Origin of the sequence: Pseudomonas sp. C 49-2 (assembly GCF_003970195.1) — a bacterium.
Taxonomy (GTDB): domain Bacteria; phylum Pseudomonadota; class Gammaproteobacteria; order Pseudomonadales; family Pseudomonadaceae; genus Aquipseudomonas; species Aquipseudomonas canadensis.
Genome location: NZ_RXYG01000025.1, coordinates 19,652 through 39,853, shown reverse-complemented (window position 1 = coordinate 39,853; position 20,202 = coordinate 19,652). Strand labels below are relative to the sequence as shown.

Sequence of the window (20,202 nt, the reverse complement as noted above, 5' to 3'; positions counted from 1 at the left end):
ATCAGCCCTTGAACCGTGCCAGCAACCAAAGAAAATACGGCGCGCCAATCACCGCCGTGAGCACCCCGGCAGGGATTTCGCTGGGCGCGATCAACGTGCGCCCCAACGTGTCGGCCAGCACCAGCAGCAACGCACCGATTAGCATCGCCGCCGGCAGCAGGTACTGATGATGCCCGCCCACCAACCGCCGCGCCATGTGCGGCGCGACCAGGCCGATAAAACCGATCGGCCCGATCACCCCCACGCCCAGGCTGGTCAGCAGCACCGCGCAGGCCATCGCCAGCCAGCGTGTGCGACTGAGTGGCGTGCCAAGGCTATGGGCGGCTTCATCGCCGAGGGCGATCAGGTTCAGCGGCTTAGCCAGGCACAGCCCCACCGGGATCAACACCAGGAACGGCAACACCAGCGCCACATGGTGCCAATTGCGGCTCCATAGGCTGCCGGTGAGGGCGAGCAAGGCGGTGTTGATATCCAGCGGATGGGACAGGATCAGAAACTCGGTGACACTGGACAAAGTCACCGCAATCGCCACCCCGGAGAGGGCAAAACGCACCCCGGAAAAACTCACCCCGGTGTTGTACAGCGCCAGCAGCAACGCGCCGCCGGCCCCGCCCAGACAAGCCACCAGCGGCAGCCACACAATCGGCAAATGCGGCCAACTGATGATCGCCACGGTCAGCGCCAGCCCGGCGCCTTGGGTCACACCGAGGATTTCCGGTGAGGCCAGCGGGTTGCGGATCACGCCCTGCACAATCGCCCCGGCCAGGCCGAAGGCTGCACCTGCGAGAATCGCGATCAGGCTGCGGGGCAGGCGGTGGTTCCAGACTTCGAAGTCGAGGGCGTCGTGGGCCAGCAGGCGGTCCAGCACGGTGTCTGGGGTGAGCCACACAGTGCCGGCGCTGAGGCTGATCAACGTCGCCAGCAGCAACAGGCCGAGCAGCAGCCATAAGCGCAAGGGAGGCCGGGTCATAGGGCGCGCCTGGCAAGAAAAAGGAAGAACGGCGCGCCAATCAGCGCGGTGACCACACCCGCCGGGGTCTCCACCGGAAACGCCACAGCGCGGCTGAGCAAGTCGGCGCCCAGCACGATCACCGCACCCAACGCGGCGCTCAGCGGGATCAGCCAGCGGTAGTCATTACCGAGGAACTGGCGAAGGATATTCGGCGCGATCAACCCGACAAACCCGATCGGCCCCACCGCGCAGACGCTCGCCCCCACCAGCAACAGGCTGGCGATGAATACCTGCAAACGCAGGCTGGCAATGCCCACGCCCAGGGAGCGTGCGGCGTCTTCGCCGAGGTTGATCAGGTTCAAACGCGGCGCGCACCACAGCGCCCACAGGCCGCCGATCAAGGTGCACGGCCACAGCAGTTGCACCTGGGCAGCGCCGACATTGGCCAGGGAACCGGCCAACCAGTTGAGCACGCTTTGCGCCTGGGCCTCGACCAGGATCACGGTGAGCCGGGTCAATGCCGCGCACAACGCGGCCACGGCCACACCGGCCAATACCAGGCGTCCCTGGGCGGTGGTCGGCGACCAGGCGCCGCCGAGGCTGAACACCGTGATCCAGGCCAGCGCGCCACCCAGGCAGGTCATCAACAAGGCACCGCCGGCAAACGGCGGCGCGACCAATCCAGTGGAAAACAACGCCAGCCCCAACGCCGCACCCGCCGTCACACCAAACAAGGACGGCGAGGCCAGGCGGTTGCGGGTAATGCCCTGCATCAACGCACCGGCCAGGCCCAGGCAAGCGCCGACCAACGCGGCACACAGCGCCCGTGGCACGCGCAACTGGGCGACGATGTAGGCCATATTGCCGCCCACGCTGCCTTGGTGAACCAGGCCATTCCACGCATCAGCCGCCGTGATCGTGAAAGGTGACCAGCTGTACAGCGACAGCCAGAACAACCCGGCACCCAGCAGCACAATGCCGGCAGCCGCGAAACTTCGCCCCATGCTTATTGGCTCAGTACGGCTTTACCGCCCTTGAGAATCGCCAGCGCATCCTCGGCGATCTGCTCCGACGCCAGCACGCCGCGGTTGCGCGCCCAGCTGTCGCCGTCCACTTCCGCAACCTGTTTATTACGCACCGCCCCCAACACCTGCCACAGCGGCTGCTTGCTCCAGTTGTCGACGATACTGGGGCGACGGTAATGGCCGACCAGCAACCAACCGGGGTCGAGGGCGAGCAGTTGCTCCAGGCTGACAAACTCGGTGGGCGCCGCATTGGCGCGTACCGAGGGGACTTTCAGGCCAATGGCTTCGAGCACGCTGCCGGCGTAGGAGTCCGGGCCGTGCACGGAGAAACTGTCTTCACGGGCGACGCCAAACAACACGCTGGCGCCTACCGGGATCTGTTGCGCGATGGCCTTGAGGTTCTCGCGGTTCTTCTGGATCCGCGCTTCCATCTGCGCGCTCTTGCCCAGCGCTTTGCCGATCAGCTCGGCGGATTTCAGGCTGCCCTGGTAATCCTCGCCGCGTGACGGCAGCAACAGGGTCGGCGCGATGCTCGCCAGGTCGCTGTACAAGGCCTGATGACGGTTGAGGTCGGCGACGATCAGGTCGGGCTTGAGCCGGGCGATTTCCTCGATGCTCGGCTGCGAGCGCAGGCCCACGGACGTCCACTGGCCGATGGCCTGGCGCACACGGGGCAACACGCGATTGGCGTCGCCATCATCGGCAGCGCCAACGGGCGTTACCTCGACGGCGGCCAGGCTGTCGAGAAAGGAGAATTCCAGCACCACCACACGCTTGGGCGCATCGGGCAGATGCACTGCGTGCTGGCCGTCGTTGAGGTCGATGGGGGCGGCGCTCAGCAGGCTTGAAGACAACGCCAGGACGCAGGCGGCAAGGGTGGGGATGGAGCGCAGCATTCGCATGACAAGGACCTCGGCGTTAAAACACCCCAGCTAGACAGGCTGGGGAAAACGGCGGGTACTATTCCATATCGGGGCGGCGTGATCAAAAAACATTCTCATTAACGCCGGAAATCCAGTGTGGGAGCTGGCTTGCCTGCTCCCACATTTTGATCGGCGTACAGCCGTTAGAAGTCGACGGTGGCCGACAGCAGGTAGGTACGCGGCGTCGACAAGGTCAGCCCCGGCTCGCTATCGTCCGACGCACCCGCCGAACTCCAGTAGCGCTTATCGGCGACGTTCTCCACATTCGCCCGCAAGGTGATGTGTTTATCGTCCACCTTGAACCCGTAGCGCGCTCCCACGTCGAGGCGGTTCCAGGCGTCGATTTCCTTGACGTTGGACTGGTCCAGGTACTGCGAGCTGGAATAGATGCCACGGCTGGTCAGGGTCAGGCCTTCGAGGCCCGGCACATCCCATTCAGCGCCCAGGTTGACGTTGTACTTGGGCGTGGCCGGGGCGCGGTTGCCGTCCCAGGTGCCGTTGGTGGTGTCTTTCAGCTCACTGTCGATGTACATCACCCCGCCAAGCAGGCGGAAGCCCTTGAGCGGTTCGCCGAACACGCTCAGTTCTACGCCTGAGTTCTCGCGCTTGCCGTTAGGCCCGAATACACGCGTGGTGGCGTTGGTTTCATAGGCTGGCTGCTTGATGCGGAACACCGCGGCGGTCACGGCGAACGCGCCAGCGTCGTATTTGGCGCCCACTTCCACCTGGCGACTGATGAACGGCGGGAAGATCTGGTCTTCGTTGATCGAGGTGGACGGCGCGATCTTGCCCTGGCTCAGGCCTTCCATGTAGTTGGCGTACAGCGACAGTTTGTCGGTGGCCTTGAACAGGATGCCGCCCGACGGCGAGACTTTTTCTTCGTCGTAGGCCGTGTCGCCTTTGACACCATCGCTCCAGTCATCGACCTTCACGCGCTGCCAGCGTGCACCGAGGGTGAGCATCAGACGGTCGTCGAAAAAGCCCAAGGTGTCGGACAAGGCGACGCCGGTAAATTTGTTTTCGGTATAGACCTTGGGATCAAACCGCGTCGGCCGTGAAGGCGTCGGGGTTTGCACGGGATTGTAGAGGTTGCTCGAGGGTGACGTATAACGTGCGCCGCCGTTGGTGAAGTCCATGTCGAAGTAGCTGGCGGCCAGGTTGACCTCATGGCTTACCGGCCCGGTGTGGAACCAGTTGCGCACGCCAGCGGTGTAGGTGCGCACGTTTTCATCGCGTGTGAAGTCGCGAGGCGACACTGCGAAATCACCGGCCGCATTGCTGACGGATACCGCGTGACGCAGGAAATCGTGGTTGCTTTTACGCGCGCCCACGCCGCCGTAGAGCATCACGTTGTCGCTGAGGTCGTACTCGGCATTGACCGTGCCGAACGTGTCGTTGGTGCGGGCCTTGCTCCAGGATTGCGCATAGTTGCGGCGCACGTCATTGGCGCTGGGCACCGGCGCTGCGGCCGCCACCTGTACGCGCTCTTGCGGTGCATCGGTGTCGCGCTCGGTGTGGCCGATGTCGGTGGAAAGGCGCAGGCGTTCGCCACGGAAATCCAGGCCCAGCACGGCCATTTCGCGGTCGACGCTTTGGTGATCCCACTCGGTGTCACCGGACTGCTTCACGCCGTTGAAGCGGATGCCGAACTGGTTGTCTTCGCCAAAGCGCCGGCCAATGTCCACCGCGCCGCCGGCCTGGCTGTCGGACGCCCAATTGCCGGTAAACGAGTTGATGTCCTTGTCGGTGGCGCGCTTGGGCACCACGTTGATCCCGCCGCCCACGCTGCCACGCGGCGAGATGCCATTGATCAACTGGCTCGGGCCCTTGAGGATGTCGACGCGGTCGGCCATTTCCATGTCGATGGTGTAGGTCGGCAGCACGCCATACAGGCCGTTGTAGGCCACGTCACTGTTGAACAGGCTGAAGCCGCGAATGGTGAATTGCTCGTAGCGCCCACCCGCCGGGTTTGTGGCGCGCACCGAGGGGTCGGCGGCGATCAGGTCGCCTAGGGTGCGGGCCTGTTGGTTCTTTACCGCGTCAGCGGTGTAGGTGGTGATGCTGAACGGGGTTTCCATGAAGTCCCGCGTGCCGAGCATGCCCTGGGCCGTGCGGCGCGCTACCTGGCCGCCGGCGTAGGTGTCGCCGTCATACAGGCCGGTGGTGCCGAGGATCGAAGTCGGGGCCAACTCAAGGCTGCTGCCGTCCGGCGCCGGTATCAACATGTAGGCCTGCGCGCCCATCGACTGCAGTTGCAAGCCAGAGCCTTGCAGCAAGCGCGCAAAGCCCTCCTCTACCCCGTATTCGCCGGACAAGCCGCTGCTACTGCGCCCGCTGACCAAGGCCGGATCCACCGACAGGTTGACGCCCGCCAACCCGGCGAAGCGGGTGAGCGCCGCACTCAGGCTGCCGGCGGGCACCTGGTAGCTGCGGCGGGTGGCGGTGTCTTCGGCGTAGCTGACAGCGGCGAAGAACGGGCTGGCGCTGAGGCTCAGCAGCAGGCTCAGTTTCAGCAAGGGGCGGACGACGGGCATTGGCGGGAGCTCTCGATAGTGTTCACTTGCCTGGAATGACAGGCGAGATGAAAAAAAGGGACAGGCTCCGCCAATTTTTTTGCTTACCACACTGCGATCGTTGAATCCGCCCTCGGCTCGGTGCCGCCGCACAATACACCACTGACCGGGTCACGCAGGATGATCTGCCCGCGCCCGTACTCAGTGAGGTCGCTGGCGATCTGCACCTGATGTCCGCGCCGTGCCAAGGCGTTGGCCAAGTCGCGGGACGCGCCCTGTTCGATGCCGACCTTCATGTCACCCAGCCATTGCCAGCGCGGCGCATCCAGCGCCGCTTGCGGGTTGAGGCCGAAATCCACCAGGTTCATCACCATCTGCACGTGACCCTGGGGCTGCATGTAGCCGCCCATCACGCCGAACGGGCCGAGGGCCTGGCCATCCTTGGTGAGAAAGCCGGGGATGATGGTGTGGAAGGTTTTCTTGCCCGGCGCCAGGCAGTTGGCGTGCGTCGGGTCAAGGCTGAACTCCTGCCCACGGTTTTGCAGGGCGATGCCGCTGTCGGGCAGCACCACGCCGGAGCCGAAACCGTGGTAGTTGCTCTGGATAAACGAAACCATATTGCCTTCGGCGTCGGCCGTGGCCAGGTACACCGTGCCGCTGGCGTGAGGGTCGCCGGGTTTGGGCGCCTGGGCCTGCTCGCCGATTTGTCCACGGCGACGGCGGCTGTAGTCATCGCTGAGCAGGTCAGCGACGGCTACGCGCATGTGCAGCGGGTCGGTGATGTAGTGCAGGCCGTCGCTGTAGGCGAGTTTCATCGCCTCCAATTGGCGGTGCCAGGTCTGCTGGCTGTCGCGGTGATCGAAGCTGAAGCCTTCGAGGATTTTCAGCGCCATCAACGCCACCAAACCCTGGCCGCTGGGTGGGATTTCCCACACGTCCACGCCCCGGTAGCTGACGTGGATCGGCTCCACCCACTCGGCGCGGTAATCCTTGAGATCACTGGCGCGCAGATAGCCGCCGCTGGCCTTGGAATGCGCGTCCAAACGTTCGGCCAGGGCACCGCGATACAGGCTTTCGCAACGGGTGTTCGCCAGTTCTTCGAGGGTACGGGCCTGGGCCGGGTTGCGAAACATCTCCCCGGCCCGTGGCGCGCGGCCGTCGATCAGGAAGGTGTCGAACCAAGCATCCAGCGCAACGTCGCGATGGGGCGTGAACTCTTCCAGGGTGAGCTGCCATTGATGGGCAACCACTGGCGACAGCGGGAAACCGTCGCGCGCCAGGCGGATGGCCGGTTGCAGCAACTGGGCAAACGGCAATTTGCCGAAACGCTGGGACAGCTCGGCCCAAGCCGACGGGCAACCCGGCACCGTGACCGGCGTCCAGCCATACAGCGGCATTTGGTCATGCCCGGCGGCCTTGACCGCCTCGACACTCAAGGCAGCCGGCGCATGGCCGTTACCATTCAAACCGTGCAACTGGCCCTTGCACCAGACCAGGGCAAACGCATCGCCGCCGAGGCCGCAGCCGGTGGGTTCCACCACCGTCAAAGCGGCCGCTGTGGCAATGGCAGCGTCGATGGCGTTACCGCCCTTCTGCATGACCTCGATACCGGCCTGGGCGGCCAGGGGCTGTGACGCCGCGACCATGCCACGCTGGGCAAACACGCTCTGGCGCTGCGAGGGATAAGGGTACTCATGAGCAGAAAATTCAAACATGGCAGAGGCTCTTCCAAAAGGTCATAACACGCGGCTGAGAAAAGCTCGGGTACGGGGATGGCTGGGGCGGCTGAAAATCTGCTCCGGCGGCCCTTGTTCGATGAGTTCGCCCTGGTCGAGCACCACCACGCGGCCGGCCACTTCACGGGCGAAGCCCATTTCGTGGGTGACCACCACCATGGTCATGCCCTCCTCGGCCAGCTCCTTCATCACCTGCAGCACTTCGCCGACGGTTTCCGGGTCGAGGGCACTGGTGGGTTCGTCGAACAGCATGGCCTGGGGTTTCATCGCCAGGGCACGGGCGATGGCCACCCGCTGCTGCTGGCCGCCAGAGAGCATCGATGGGTAGTGGTTGGCTTTGTCCGCCAGACCGACCCGCGCCAGTAATCCACGGGCCTGTTCCAAGGCTCCGGCGCGTGGCGTGCCGAGTACCTGGATCGGCGCTTCGATGATGTTTTCCAGCGCGGTCATATGCGGGAACAGGTTGAAGCGCTGGAACACCATGCCGATGTCGCGGCGCTGGCGGGCAATGTTGCGCTCCGAGTCGCGCACCAGGCTGCCGTCGCCGCGCTCGCGATAGCCCATGGCGCGGCCGTTGACGCGGATGCGCCCGCCCTGGATGTCTTCCAGCAGGTTGATGCAGCGGATAAAGGTGGTCTTGCCCGAACCCGAGGCGCCGATCAGCACCACCACTTCACCGCGCCGTACTTGCAGGGAAATCCCCTTGAGGATCTGCAGCGTACCGAACGACTTGTAGATATCCAGCGCTTCGATGATCAGTTCTTCACTGTGGTGCGCCATGGTTATCGTCCCCTCAGCAGTTTCAAGGTGCTACGCCCGAACATGCGGCTGGACGCCGGTGGCGGCGCGGAAGGCCGGTCGGACTGGCCGAAACGCGCCTCCAGCCAGCGCTGGAAGAAGCCCCAGAGCATGGTGAGCATCAGGAAGTAGATCGCCACCACCAGGTACAGCTCGAACACGCGGAACGTGGCCGAGGTGACCATCTGCGTGCTGAGCAGTAATTCCTGCACGCCGATTACGCTGACCAGGGTGGTGTTCTTGAGCATCACGTTGAACTCGTTGCCCAGCGGCGGCACGATCACGCGAAACGCCTGTCCGATAAGGTTATGGGTGATGACAACAGGGTTTACAACCTGTCTGACACCTCGAGAACTCTGGACAGTATTGTTCCTCATGCCACCCTGGCGATGTTGAGGGCATGCTCGCATAAGGCTGCGAAAGCCAGAAACAGCACCCACTATTGACGTAGTGGGGCCCCATGTTGATAGCTCTACAAATGGCAGATACAAAGAAGCCCGGCGCTGGGCCGGGCTTCAATGTAACAACGTCAGGGGCTAACGATGCTTGTTCTTGTGTTTATGCTTGTTGTTGCTTTTGTGCTTCTTACCATCTGATCGATGATTGCTCTCATCATCTGCCAGGTTATTCCCCAGCGCTCCGCCTGCTGCACCCCCTACACCGGCGCCGATAGTCGACCCAGTTGTGCCTCCGAGGCGATTACCAATGAGCGAGCCGCCGGCTGAGCCAATACCGCCACCTAGCGCAGCTTCCGCTCTGTTGCCTCGTTGAGCGCCGACAGCACTGCCGGCGGCACCACCAACGCCTGCGCCTACCGCTGCGCCCGTTGAGCCACCGAGCTGTTGCCCTACGATGTTGCCAAGTGCACCACCAACGCCGCCTCCAAGAGCGGCTGTGCCATCTCCGGCGGCCATCGCTCCTTGCGAAATGAAGGCGCCCAAAACCAGGGCGGGTAGTGTCATTTTCATTGTGTGAACCTCTGTGGGTTGTCAGGCGCTCACGGTTTAAAACACGCCTGGAATTTGGAGGAGAACAAAAGGCCGAAGTTCTATACCGACTATGCCCAGGGGCGAATGGTTGTAACAAGGTATTCCGTGATAGTGCGAGGGAGACGCTTAACACCAAAGGCCCTGCCAAACTCGCTATCAAGAAGCATTCTTGTCAGTGCTAAATATCCCGCGCGCTTACAACGAGGCGGCATCACGAAATGGTCGAAAACTCTGCAGGGGTAAATGTGGTTTTTTTTCGGGCATGAAAAAGCCCAACCTTTTCGGGTTGGGCTAAGTCATTGAAATATATGGTCGGGACGGAGTGATTCGAACACTCGACCCCTAGCACCCCATGCTAGTGCGCTACCGGACTGCGCTACGCCCCGACTAGGCGTGTTACTGGGTTTGCTTCTTGACGAAGCGATCCGGAATATACCGCAAGCTTTTGAAATGTGGAAGTATTTTAAAAGCTTGAATCACTTCTTCAGCACCACCAGCACATCTTCAAGTTCTGCGATCATCTGGCGGATCATTTGTTTGTATTGGGTGGTGTCGTCTTTGGCTTCATCACCGGACATACGCTGGCGCGCGCCGCTGATGGTGAACCCTTGGTCGTACAGCAACGCGCGGATCTGTCGGATCATCAGCACATCCTGGCGCTGATAATACCGACGGTTCCCAGTGCGTTTGACGGGGTTGAGTTGAGGAAACTCCTGTTCCCAATAGCGCAGCACGTGCGGTTTTACCGCACAGAGCTCGCTGACTTCACCAATGGTGAAGTAGCGTTTGCCTGGGATGACGGGCAGCTCGTCGTTATGACTTGGTTCCAGCATAAGCCTCAACTCGGGCCTTCAACTTCTGCCCTGGACGAAAGGTGACCACACGGCGAGCCGTGATCGGGATTTCTTCTCCCGTTTTTGGATTGCGGCCAGGCCGCTGGCGTTTGTCCCGCAGGTCAAAATTGCCGAAACCGGACAATTTGACCTGTTCGTTGTCTTCCAGAGCGTGTCTGATCTCTTCAAAAAACAGCTCGACCAATTCCTTGGCCTCGCGCTTGTTCAGACCCAACTCTTCGTACAGACGTTCCGCCATCTCAGCTTTCGTCAAAGCCCCCATACGTCACTTCCTTAACGTGGCGTTCAACCTTTGTTCGAGCGAGGTGAGGATATTTTGTGTCGTGGTATTCACCTCATCGTCATTAAGAGTGCGCGATGGATGCTGCCAGGTCAAGCCAACTGCAAGGCTTTTTCTATGCGGATCAATACCTTTACCCTGATAGACGTCAAATAGCCTGAGGTCTGTCAGCCATTCCCCTGCATTTTCACGGATTACATCCAGAACGGCAGTGGCGGCCACTTCACGGTCGGCAATCAAGGCCAGGTCACGGCGCACTTCAGGGAAGCGCGACAGCTCGCTGAATTTAGGCATTTTGCCCGAAGCCACTTCAGCCAAAACCAGTTCAAATACGAAGACCGGACGGTCGAGACCGAGGGTTTTCGACAGTTCAGGGTGAATGGCGCCGACGAAGCCCACCAGGCGGCCTTCACGCTCGACGCGCGCAGTCTGGCCCGGGTGCAACGCTGGATGGCTGCCCGGCAGGAAGGTGAATGCATCCAGCGCACCGGCAAAACCCAGCACCGCTTCCACGTCAGCCTTGACGTCGAAGAAGTCCACGGCATCGCGGCCTTGCGCCCAGCCTTCCGGCAGACGGCTACCGCAGACCACGCCAGCCAACATCGGTTCTTGTTTCAGGCCGTCCAACTGTCCTACGAAACGCAGGCCACTTTCGAACATGCGCACCCGATCTTGCTGACGGTTCAGGTTATGGGAAAGGGCTTTCACCAAGCCTGGCCACAGCGACGAACGCATGGCTGCCATGTCGTTGGAGATCGGGTTGGCCAGCAACAGTGGCTCGACGCCTGGGTTGAACAGCTCGAACTGCTTAGGATCGATGAAGCTGTAGGTCACCGCTTCCTGATAACCACGGGCAACCAGCAGGCGACGCAGCTCAGGCAGGTGCGCACGCGCCTCGGCCTTTGGTTGTGGCGCCAGGCGCGCTTGCGGATAACGGACCGGCAGGCGGTTGTAGCCGTAGAGGCGGGCCAGCTCTTCGATGAGGTCGACTTCCAGGCTGATATCGAAGCGATGGCTTGGTACTTCAACGTGCCACTGCCCTTGCCCACTCGAGGAAATAGCCAGACCGAGGGCCGACAACAGTTGCTCGATTTCAGCCGGCTCGATGACCAGGCCAAGCATCTGCTCGACACTCTTGGCGCGCAGAGTGATCGGTGCAACGGACGGCAGGAACTGTTCGTTGACGGTTTCGGTGATCGGGCCGGCTTCGCCACCGGTGATTTCCAGCAGCAGGCCAGTCGCGCGCTCCATGGCTTCACGGGCGAGGTTCCAGTCCACGCCACGCTCGTAGCGGTGCGAAGCATCGGTGTGCAGGCCGTAGGAACGGGCCTTGCCGGCGATGGCGATCTGGTCGAAGAACGCACTCTCAAGGAACACGTCACGGGTAGTAGCGGACACACCGCTGTGCTCGCCACCCATCACGCCGGCAATCGCCAGGGCGCGGGAGTGGTCGGCGATGACCAGGGTGTCGTCACGCAGGCTGACTTCCTGACCGTCGAGCAGTACCAGCTTCTCGCCTTCTTCGGCCATACGTACACGAATGCCGCCGTTGATTTCGGCGAGGTCGAACGCGTGCAGCGGTTGACCCAGCTCCAGCATCACGTAGTTGGTGATGTCAACGGCAGCGTCGATGCTGCGCACGTCGGCGCGACGCAGACGCTCAACCATCCACAGCGGGGTTGGCTTGGACAGGTCGACGTTGCGGATCACACGACCCAGATAACGCGGGCAGGCGTTTGGCGCCAACACGTCGATCGGGCGCACTTCGTCGTGTACCGCAGGCACGGCAGCAACCACAGGACGGGTGACCGGAGCGTTGTACAACGCGCCGACTTCACGAGCCAAACCAGCCAACGACAGGCAGTCGCCACGGTTCGGGGTGAGATCGACCTCGATGCTGGCATCTTCCAGTTCCAGGTAAACGCGGATGTCCTGGCCCACAGGCGCGTCGGCCGGCAGCTCCATCAAGCCATCGTTGCCCTCACCGACTTGCAGCTCGGCCTGGGAGCACAGCATGCCGTTGGACTCAACGCCACGCAGCTTGGCCTTCTTGATCTTGAAGTCGCCCGGCAACTCGGCACCGATCATGGCAAACGGGATCTTCAGGCCCGGGCGCACGTTTGGCGCTCCGCACACGACCTGGAAGGTTTCCGCGCCATTGCTGACCTGGCACACACGCAATTTGTCGGCATCGGGGTGTTGTTCGGTGCTTAGCACCTCGCCCACGACCACACCGCTGAAAACACCGGCGGCCGGCGTAACGCTATCGACCTCAAGACCGGCCATCGACAGACGCGCAACCAACGCGTCGCGATCTACCTGCGGGCTTACCCAGCCACGCAGCCATTGTTCACTGAATTTCATCCTGCTCTCCTAAAGATTCGTTACGACTAGCGAAATTGCGCGAGGAACCGCAAGTCGTTGTCGAAGAACAGACGCAAGTCGTTCACGCCGTAACGCAGCATGGCCAGACGTTCAACGCCCATGCCGAAGGCAAAGCCCGAGAACTCTTCCGGATCGATGCCGGACATACGCAGCACGTTAGGGTGAACCATGCCGCAGCCCATCACTTCCAGCCAGCCGGTCTGCTTGCAGACGCGACAGCCTTTGCCGCTGCACATCACGCATTCCATGTCGACTTCAGCGGATGGCTCGGTGAACGGGAAGAACGATGGGCGGAACCGCACCGCCAACTCCTTCTCGAAGAATACCCGCAGGAATTCTTCGATGGTGCCTTTGAGGTCGGCGAAGTTGATGTCGCGATCAACCAGCAGGCCTTCGACCTGGTGGAACATCGGCGAGTGGGTGATATCGGAGTCGCTACGGTACACACGGCCTGGGCAGACAATGCGGATCGGCGGCTTGTTCGCTTCCATGGTGCGGACCTGTACCGGAGAGGTATGGGTGCGCAACAGCATGTTCGCGTTGAAATAGAAGGTGTCGTGCATCGACCGGGCCGGGTGATGGCCTGGGATGTTGAGCGCCTCGAAGTTGTGATAATCGTCTTCGACCTCGGGGCCTTCGGCAATGCCGTAGCCAATGTGGGTGAAGAACTGCTCGATACGTTCCAGAGTCCGGGTGATCGGGTGCAGACCGCCCGAGGCCTGGCCGCGACCAGGCAAGGTTACATCAATGGACTCGGCGGCGAGTTTGGCCGCGAGATCGGCCTCCTCCATGGTCGCCTTGCGCGCATTGAGTACCTCTGTGACACGCTCCTTGGCGACGTTGATCAGCGCACCGACTTGCGGACGCTCTTCAGCCGGCAAATTCCCCAGGGTCTTCATCACCTGAGTCAATTCACCTTTCTTGCCAAGGTAGTGAACCCGGATTTGCTCCAGGGCATTTACATCTTCAGCGCTTTGCACAGCCTCAAGGGCTTGGGCGACGAGCGCGTCCAGGTTTTCCATGTACAGACTCCAGATACAAAATAGGGGAAGAGCTTGAAGGCTCTTCCCCTATTTAAGACGTTTACCACCTTGGGCTACAGACGTAACCCAGGGTGATTGTCGGGGGTACTTAAGCCAGAGTGGCTTTAGCTTTCTCGACAATCGCAGCAAACACCGCTTTTTCGTTCACTGCCAGTTCGGCCAGAACCTTACGGTCGATCTCGATGGAAGCTTTTTTCAGGCCAGCGATGAAACGGCTGTAGGACAGACCGTTAACACGTGCACCAGCGTTGATACGAGCGATCCACAGAGCGCGGAACTGACGTTTTTTCTGACGACGGTCGCGGTAGGCGTATTGGCCTGCCTTGATTACCGCTTGCTTGGCAACACGGAATACGCGTGAACGCGCGCCGTAGTAGCCTTTAGCAAGTTTCAGAATTTTTTTGTGACGTTTACGGGCAATGACGCCACGCTTTACACGAGCCATGAGTTACTTCCTCTATTCTTGATCCAAAAATTAACGAAGGCGCAGCATGCGCTCGACTTTTGCCACGTCAGACGGATGCAGCAAGCTGCTACCGCGCAGTTGACGCTTACGCTTGGTCGACATTTTGGTCAGGATGTGGCTCTTGAAAGCGTGCTTGTGCTTGATACCGTTAGCAGTTTTCAGAAACCGCTTAGCAGCACCACTTTTAGTCTTCATCTTTGGCATGTTCGGATACTCCGCATTCAGTTGATAAACATAATCAGAAGGCCTGCCGTGCCCTGTTGATTACTTCTTCTTTTTCGGGGCGATGACCATGATCAGCTGGCGTCCTTCCATCTTAGGATGCTGTTCAACGGAACCGTACTCCAACAGGTCAGCTTCAACCCGCTTGAGGAGTTCCATGCCCAGCTCCTGGTGGGCCATCTCACGGCCGCGGAATCGCAAGGATACCTTGGCCCTGTCCCCATCACTCAGGAAACGTACCAGGTTGCGCAGTTTTACCTGGTAATCCCCTTCCTCCGTCCCTGGACGAAACTTGATTTCTTTTACTTGAATCTGCTTCTGGTTCTTCTTCGCCGCAGCAATCTGCTTCTTCTTTTCGAAGATCGACTTGCCGTAGTCCATCACCCGGCAAACAGGCGGGACTGCGTCGGCGGAGATTTCCACCAGGTCCAATTTGGACTCTTCAGCGATACGAAGCGCTTCATCAATCGAGACGATGCCAATCTGCTCGCCGTCAGCGCCAATTAACCGAACCTCGCGTGCCGAGATATTCTCGTTGATCGGGGCTTTCGGTGCAGCTCGTTTATCTTGTCTCATTTCACGCTTAATAATAATTACTCCGAATCTGGGCGACCACGCCGGGAAACCGCTTGCGCGAGGAACTCAGCGAACTGGGCGACGGGCATCGAGCCCAGGTCAGCACCTTCACGAGTACGCACAGCGACAGTCTGCATCTCGACTTCCCGATCTCCGATAACCAAAAGATAGGGAACCTTGAGCAAAGTATGCTCGCGGATTTTAAAGCCGATCTTTTCATTTCTCAAGTCGGACTTGGCACGAAACCCGCTTTCGTTGAGAGTTTTTTCAACTTCGGCGGCAAAATCTGCCTGTTTGTCAGTGATATTCATGATCACTGCCTGGGTCGGAGCCAGCCACGCAGGGAATGCACCCTCGTAGTGCTCGATCAGGATCCCGACGAACCGTTCGAACGAACCGAGGATCGCCCGGTGCAGCATAACCGGGTGTTTACGGCTGTTGTCTTCGGACACGTATTCGGCGCCCAGACGGATCGGCAGGTTAAAATCGAGCTGCAGGGTACCACACTGCCAGACGCGGCCAAGGCAATCTTTCAGCGAGAACTCGATCTTCGGACCGTAGAACGCGCCTTCGCCCGGCTGCAGATCATACGCAAGGCCCGCGCTGTCGAGCGCAGCGGCCAGTGCAGCTTCGGCGCGATCCCACAGTTCATCGGAACCAACGCGTTTTTCCGGACGAGTGGACAGCTTCATCTCGACTTCGGTAAAGCCGAAATCGCGATAAACGTCCATGGTCAGCTTGATAAACGCGGCAGATTCGGCCTGCATCTGCTCTTCGGTGCAGAAGATGTGGGCGTCGTCCTGGGTGAAACCACGCACGCGCATGATGCCGTGCAGTGCACCCGATGGCTCGTTACGGTGGCAGGCACCGAACTCGGCCAGGCGCATCGGCAACTCGCGGTAGCTTTTCAGGCCTTGGTTGAACACCTGCACGTGGCACGGGCAGTTCATTGGCTTGATAGCGTAGTCGCGGTTTTCCGACTGAGTCGTGAACATGTTGTCGGCGTAGTTGGCCCAGTGCCCGGATTTTTCCCAGAGGCTACGGTCAACAACCTGGGGCGTCTTGATCTCCAGATAGCCGTTGTCGCGCTGTACTTTGCGCATGTACTGCTCAAGCACCTGGTACAGGGTCCAGCCGTTCGGGTGCCAGAACACCATGCCCGGCGCTTCTTCCTGGAGGTGGAACAGGTTCAGGCGCTTACCGATCTTGCGGTGGTCGCGTTTCTCGGCTTCTTCGATGCGCTGGATGTAGGCCGCCAGCTGCTTCTTGTCAGCCCAGGCGGTGCCGTAGATCCGCTGCAGTTGCTCGTTCTTCGCGTCGCCACGCCAGTAGGCGCCGGACAGCTTGGTCAGCTTGAACGACTTGAGGAAACGTGTGTTCGGCACGTGTGGGCCACGGCACATGTCGACGTATTCTTCGTGGTAGTACAGGCCCATGGCCTGCTCTTCCGGCATGTCTTCCACCAGGCGCAGCTTGTAGTCCTCGCCACGGGCGGTGAACACGTCGATCACTTCGGCGCGCGGCGTGACCTTCTTGATCACGTCGTAATCTTTTTCGATCAGCTGGTGCATGCGCTGTTCGATCGCAGCCAGGTCGTCCGGAGTAAAAGGACGCTCATAGGCGATGTCGTAATAGAAGCCTTCGTCGATGACCGGGCCGATCACCATTTTCGCGGTTGGATACAGTTGCTTGACCGCGTGGCCAATCAAGTGCGCGCAAGAGTGGCGAATGATCTCCAGCCCCTCTTGATCCTTGGGCGTGATGATTTGCAGGCTGGCATCGCCGGTGATCAAGTCGCTGGCATCGACGAGCTTGCCGTCGACCTTGCCGGCCACGGTGGCCTTGGCCAGGCCAGCACCAATGGATGCGGCGACCTCGGCTACGGAAACCGAATGATCGAATGAACGTTGACTGCCGTCGGGAAGAGTAATAGTTGGCATGGCGCCTCCTCTCCTAGTGGTGACCCCTACCAAAGGTCACGTGGGTTGGGATGAGCCAGTACAAGATCCAACACCAGGCCGTTCAATGATGAACGCCTGCCTTACAGCGGCAGGAGCCTTTCGGCCAACCGATAATCGAACCAGAGTGACTGGAGTGAGCTAAAAAGAACCTGGCAAGGCGGCAATTGGCACGCCTGGAAATAGCCAAGCGCAAGATGCTAGCACAGATGAACGGTCATCGCGGCGCTGCTATCTTGCGTAAATACAAATTCCACCCTTTATAGCTGCAAAAGTGAACTTGGGCTGTACGCGAGCCCTCAAACCCTCCGAGAATCGCCGTTCGTCCTCGACCCAAAGGAGCATCCTCATGATGCGTTTTACCTCTACCCTCGCTCTCGCCGCTTCCCTGACCCTCCTTTCCCTCGGCGCACAGGCGGCAGCCCCGTCGAACTGGCCAGCCGGTGCCCGCGACAGCTTCGTCAGCGACTGCAGCGCCGCCGCCAGCCAGAACGTAGACGTCAAAACCGCCAAAGCCCATTGCGAATGTGGCGCTGACAAGATCAACGCCGAACTGAGCACTGCCGAAATCAAAGAACTGATGACCAATCAGAACGCTAGCCCGGAGCTTAAAAACAAAGCTGTCGCGGCTATCTCGTCCTGCAAAGTCGTGAAGAAAAAGTAAGATTTGCGACTGATCACACAGCTGTTTTGCCGGAAAAATGGCCCGAAAACTGCCATTTCTCACAAATTACACAGGTTTTACGGCTTTTTTTACCAGCTGATATTTCGAGCTTAAGCCCCGTAAATCGCGGCTTTCAGCCGATCAGGGCACTAAACGCAACGCTATTGATTAGCAAACAATGCCTTGGGGGGGCTCCCAAGCCGAACATTTCGACTATGATAGCCCGGTGTGCCCAGTTGGCCTGAGCAGCACAGCACTACTGAAAATATATGTTTCTTGGAGATACACCATGTCTAATCGCCAAACCGGCACCGTTAAATGGTTCAACGATGAAAAAGGCTTCGGCTTCATCACTCCTCAAGGTGGCGGTGACGACCTGTTCGTACACTTCAAAGCTATCGAAAGCGACGGTTTCAAAAGCCTGAAAGAAGGCCAAACCGTTTCCTTCGTGGCTGAGAAAGGCCAAAAGGGTATGCAAGCTGCACAGGTTCGCGGCGAGTAATTCTCCGCTGAGCTAAAAAAACCCCGTCCATGTGACGGGGTTTTTTATGGGCGCTGCAAAAGCCTGGAGCGACTTATCCGCAATTGACCCGTGTGATCACCAGATTGTCGTCGGTGTTCAGGTTCAAGCGATCGGAGCGGTACTCCAGGGTGATCATGTCGTTCGGCTTGAGGATGCGCGCATTCTGCGCACCGGCACGGGTACGCGCCTGCTCCAGCAACTGGGGCGAAGCTTTCTGGCCGATGGTGAATTCGGCGGCCTTCGACTCACAGCGGCTATGACCGGCATCGGCCACGGCGGCGTCTTTGGCTGGCTCAGAGGCACCCGGGGTGCTGCAACCCGCCAACGCGAGTGCTGCCAACAAAGTACCGAATGATGCGAGCTTCCAAGGCATGAAGCCTCCTATGATAAAAAATGGACAGAGATCGTGCGACAGCGATTGTGCGGATTGGTTTCAAGACGTAAACCGCCGCAGGGCAAGTCTGCCTGACTCTCGACAGGCATTCGCCCGGTCAATCGTGACCAGATATGAACGAAATCAGTAGATATCGATGTAATCAAATTCCGGCGTCGGCCAGTTCTGCTTCAACGCATTGAAAATCTGGGTCACCCAGACTTCATCACTGGCAGCCACATTGCCGACGTATCCTGAGCCTTTTGCCCAGGTCTCCAGGCGAAACAGCAGCCCGTCGATGTCTACACCGCCTACAACCTTCCCAGAGGAGATGTAGGCGATTCCGGCTTTGGTCACCCGTAACTGGGTATGTTCGTCGTCGTTGGCACTGGCGAGCAGTTGGCGCACATTCGCCAATGTCAGGTTCTCGGGGTTGTTCAAATCGATCTGCACGTGGTGTCCCCGGCAATTAAACAGGCAGACAGTGTCGCACAGCGCTGCCGTCATTCCGAATCGCCTCATGCCTAAGTATCAGTGCCAAACGCGATACAAAATGGTTAACTGGCCCGGTAAGCACCGCGTTCCAGCGCACTACCCAGTACTTTCAGCCCCGCGAGACAGTCATGACCACCGTAACGCTCCAAGCCGACATCAAAGCCAAGTGGCCCCAAGGGCAAAGCTCATACAGCCCCGGCAGCCCAGAGGAATTGGCAATCATCGGTATCGACCTGCTGGTCAAGGAACTGGGCACGCAGGCGGCGCAAGCGTTCATCGGCCAGATATTCGAGAAATACCCGGCCGATCACATGGGGGCACACGACCCCGAGCGCGAATAAGAACCGGCCGGCGAGCGCCGACCGGTAGAACCATTACTTCAGACGCGCCAGGCGCTCGGTCAGCAGATCGAAAAAGCCCTGGGCGTCGCCGTTCTCAACCCAGAACACATTCTTTTCCTGCTTCAGGCCGTCGTACCAATCGACGATGGTCTGGCCAAAGGTCGGCCCCTCACGGCTATCCACCACCATATTGGCCTGACGACCACTGAACAGCGAAGGCTTGAGCAGGTAAGCAATGACGGTAGCGTCATGCACCGGGCCACCTGGAATACCGTAGTGCTCCATGTCGCCCTTGACGTATTCGTTAAGAATATCGCCCACCACCTTGCTTGCGTTGTTCTTGATGTCGGCGATCTTTTTCAGGCGTGCTTCGCTGGTCAGCACCTTGTGGGTCACGTCCAACGGCAGGTAGGTCAGCTTGACGCCGCTCTTGAGCACAATCTCGGCCGCCACCGGGTCGGCGAACAGGTTGAATTCCGCCACCGGAGTGATATTGCCGCCATTGAAGTGCGCACCACCCATCACCACCACTTCCTTGATGCCTTGGGTGATTTCCGGCGCCTGGGTCAGTGCCAGCGCCAGGTTGGTCTGCGGGCCGAGCATGGCGATGGTGATGCTGTGCGGCTTGGCGGTGCTCAGGGTCTTGATCAGGTAGTCAACGGCATTGCCGTCCGCCAGGCCCTTCTTGGGTTCATGCACGGTGACACCGGAAATACCCTCCTTGCCATGGATGTTCTCGGCGTAGATCGGCTTGCGCAGCAGCGGCGCTGGCGCACCGGCGTACACCGGGATTTCCTCGCGCCCTGCCCACTCGCGGGCCAGGCGCGCGTTGCGAGAGGTCTTGTCCAGGCGCACGTTGCCGGCGACGGTGGTCAGCGCACGGATACTCAGCTCATCCGGGGAGGCCATGGCGAACAGCAAGGCCACTACATCATCAGCACCGGGGTCGGTATCGATGATCAGATCGATCTTTTCCGCCGCCTGGGCGCTTGCAGCAGTGAGTGCGGACAAAAGCAAAACACTCCGGAACAGGTTTTTCAGGGTTGGGAGACCACGTTGCATAAAACACTCCTTGTCGTTGGGAAC

The 20,202-nt window shown here is 60.0% G+C and carries 21 protein-coding genes, 1 tRNA gene and 1 pseudogene; 3 read left to right on the top strand and 20 right to left on the bottom strand.

What is annotated here, in order from left to right:
• Position 1: 1 nt before the first annotated feature.
• From EJ576_RS28640 to thrS, 17 genes and pseudogenes are all read right to left on the bottom strand, one after another.
• On the bottom strand, positions 2 to 970 hold the full coding sequence (locus EJ576_RS28640) for an iron chelate uptake ABC transporter family permease subunit (RefSeq protein ID WP_068937163.1): 969 nt from the start codon (positions 968 to 970) through the stop codon (positions 2 to 4).
• On the bottom strand, positions 967 to 1,956 hold the full coding sequence (gene fecC, locus EJ576_RS28635) for an iron-dicitrate ABC transporter permease FecC (protein ID WP_122726053.1): 990 nt from the start codon (positions 1,954 to 1,956) through the stop codon (positions 967 to 969). Before fecC ends, EJ576_RS28640 begins: the two co-directional genes overlap by 4 nt.
• Before the next feature lie 2 nt (positions 1,957 to 1,958).
• Positions 1,959 to 2,873 (bottom strand): Fe(3+) dicitrate ABC transporter substrate-binding protein, encoded by a 915-nt coding sequence (locus EJ576_RS28630; RefSeq protein WP_371923961.1) that lies wholly within the window; start codon positions 2,871 to 2,873, stop codon positions 1,959 to 1,961.
• Positions 2,874 to 3,043: 170 nt separating this feature from the next.
• On the bottom strand, positions 3,044 to 5,434 hold the full coding sequence (locus EJ576_RS28625) for a TonB-dependent receptor (RefSeq protein ID WP_126571673.1): 2,391 nt from the start codon (positions 5,432 to 5,434) through the stop codon (positions 3,044 to 3,046).
• 83 nt (positions 5,435 to 5,517) lie between these two features.
• Positions 5,518 to 7,128, bottom strand: coding sequence for a gamma-glutamyltransferase family protein (locus EJ576_RS28620; protein ID WP_126571672.1), 1,611 nt, complete (start codon positions 7,126 to 7,128; stop codon positions 5,518 to 5,520).
• 21 nt (positions 7,129 to 7,149) lie between these two features.
• Positions 7,150 to 7,929 carry an amino acid ABC transporter ATP-binding protein gene (locus EJ576_RS28615; protein ID WP_126571671.1) on the bottom strand — a complete coding sequence of 260 codons (780 nt, stop codon included), beginning with the start codon at positions 7,927 to 7,929 and terminating at the stop codon, positions 7,150 to 7,152.
• Positions 7,930 to 7,931: 2 nt separating this feature from the next.
• Positions 7,932 to 8,252 (bottom strand): annotated as a pseudogene (locus EJ576_RS28610) (amino acid ABC transporter permease); the annotation flags it as partial.
• Positions 8,253 to 8,483: 231 nt separating this feature from the next.
• A complete protein-coding gene (locus tag EJ576_RS30105; RefSeq protein WP_126571670.1) occupies positions 8,484 to 8,915 on the bottom strand; it encodes a hypothetical protein in 432 nt (143 codons plus the stop codon).
• Between the two features lie 330 nt (positions 8,916 to 9,245).
• Positions 9,246 to 9,322: transfer RNA gene (locus EJ576_RS28600), tRNA-Pro, on the bottom strand.
• Positions 9,323 to 9,412: 90 nt separating this feature from the next.
• A complete protein-coding gene (locus EJ576_RS28595; protein WP_010209127.1) occupies positions 9,413 to 9,769 on the bottom strand; it encodes a MerR family transcriptional regulator in 357 nt (118 codons plus the stop codon).
• A complete protein-coding gene (gene ihfA, locus EJ576_RS28590) occupies positions 9,750 to 10,052 on the bottom strand; it encodes an integration host factor subunit alpha (RefSeq protein WP_002553164.1) in 303 nt (100 codons plus the stop codon). Before ihfA ends, EJ576_RS28595 begins: the two co-directional genes overlap by 20 nt.
• 3 nt (positions 10,053 to 10,055) lie before the next feature.
• The gene (gene pheT, locus EJ576_RS28585; RefSeq protein WP_126571669.1) at positions 10,056 to 12,434 is read right to left on the bottom strand and encodes a phenylalanine--tRNA ligase subunit beta; all 2,379 of its coding nucleotides are present in this window, start codon (positions 12,432 to 12,434) and stop codon (positions 10,056 to 10,058) included.
• A 26-nt stretch (positions 12,435 to 12,460) separates the two neighbouring features.
• Positions 12,461 to 13,477, bottom strand: coding sequence for a phenylalanine--tRNA ligase subunit alpha (gene pheS, locus EJ576_RS28580; RefSeq protein WP_010209123.1), 1,017 nt, complete (start codon positions 13,475 to 13,477; stop codon positions 12,461 to 12,463).
• Positions 13,478 to 13,586: 109 nt separating this feature from the next.
• Positions 13,587 to 13,943, bottom strand: coding sequence for a 50S ribosomal protein L20 (rplT, locus tag EJ576_RS28575; protein ID WP_003174975.1), 357 nt, complete (start codon positions 13,941 to 13,943; stop codon positions 13,587 to 13,589).
• Positions 13,944 to 13,973: 30 nt separating this feature from the next.
• On the bottom strand, positions 13,974 to 14,168 hold the full coding sequence (gene rpmI / locus EJ576_RS28570) for a 50S ribosomal protein L35 (protein WP_002553160.1): 195 nt from the start codon (positions 14,166 to 14,168) through the stop codon (positions 13,974 to 13,976).
• A 60-nt stretch (positions 14,169 to 14,228) separates the two neighbouring features.
• Complete coding sequence (infC, locus tag EJ576_RS28565) at positions 14,229 to 14,780, bottom strand: translation initiation factor IF-3 (protein ID WP_169850653.1); 552 nt, start codon at positions 14,778 to 14,780, stop codon at positions 14,229 to 14,231.
• Entirely contained in the window at positions 14,780 to 16,702 is a 1,923-nt protein-coding gene (gene thrS / locus EJ576_RS28560; RefSeq protein WP_122726039.1) for a threonine--tRNA ligase, read from the bottom strand. The genes infC and thrS overlap by 1 nt, the downstream gene beginning before the upstream one ends.
• A 367-nt stretch (positions 16,703 to 17,069) precedes the next feature.
• Between thrS and EJ576_RS28555 the strand changes: the two genes are divergently transcribed.
• Both EJ576_RS28555 and EJ576_RS28550 read left to right on the top strand, forming a co-directional pair.
• The gene (locus tag EJ576_RS28555) at positions 17,070 to 17,384 is read left to right on the top strand and encodes a hypothetical protein (protein WP_016978147.1); all 315 of its coding nucleotides are present in this window, start codon (positions 17,070 to 17,072) and stop codon (positions 17,382 to 17,384) included.
• A 289-nt stretch (positions 17,385 to 17,673) separates the two neighbouring features.
• On the top strand, positions 17,674 to 17,886 hold the full coding sequence (locus EJ576_RS28550) for a cold-shock protein (protein WP_003234260.1): 213 nt from the start codon (positions 17,674 to 17,676) through the stop codon (positions 17,884 to 17,886).
• A gap of 73 nt (positions 17,887 to 17,959) precedes the next feature.
• Here EJ576_RS28550 and EJ576_RS28545 read toward each other — a convergent pair whose 3' ends face one another.
• On the bottom strand, positions 17,960 to 18,280 hold the full coding sequence (locus EJ576_RS28545; RefSeq protein WP_025857833.1) for an I78 family peptidase inhibitor: 321 nt from the start codon (positions 18,278 to 18,280) through the stop codon (positions 17,960 to 17,962).
• Between the two features lie 144 nt (positions 18,281 to 18,424).
• Complete coding sequence (locus EJ576_RS28540; RefSeq protein ID WP_123474656.1) at positions 18,425 to 18,733, bottom strand: hypothetical protein; 309 nt, start codon at positions 18,731 to 18,733, stop codon at positions 18,425 to 18,427.
• Positions 18,734 to 18,903: 170 nt separating this feature from the next.
• Between EJ576_RS28540 and EJ576_RS28535 the strand changes: the two genes are divergently transcribed.
• Positions 18,904 to 19,116, top strand: coding sequence for a hypothetical protein (locus tag EJ576_RS28535; RefSeq protein WP_010209115.1), 213 nt, complete (start codon positions 18,904 to 18,906; stop codon positions 19,114 to 19,116).
• 33 nt (positions 19,117 to 19,149) lie between these two features.
• Here EJ576_RS28535 and EJ576_RS28530 read toward each other — a convergent pair whose 3' ends face one another.
• A complete protein-coding gene (locus EJ576_RS28530) occupies positions 19,150 to 20,178 on the bottom strand; it encodes a nucleoside hydrolase (RefSeq protein WP_126571668.1) in 1,029 nt (342 codons plus the stop codon).
• Positions 20,179 to 20,202 lie beyond the last annotated feature (24 nt).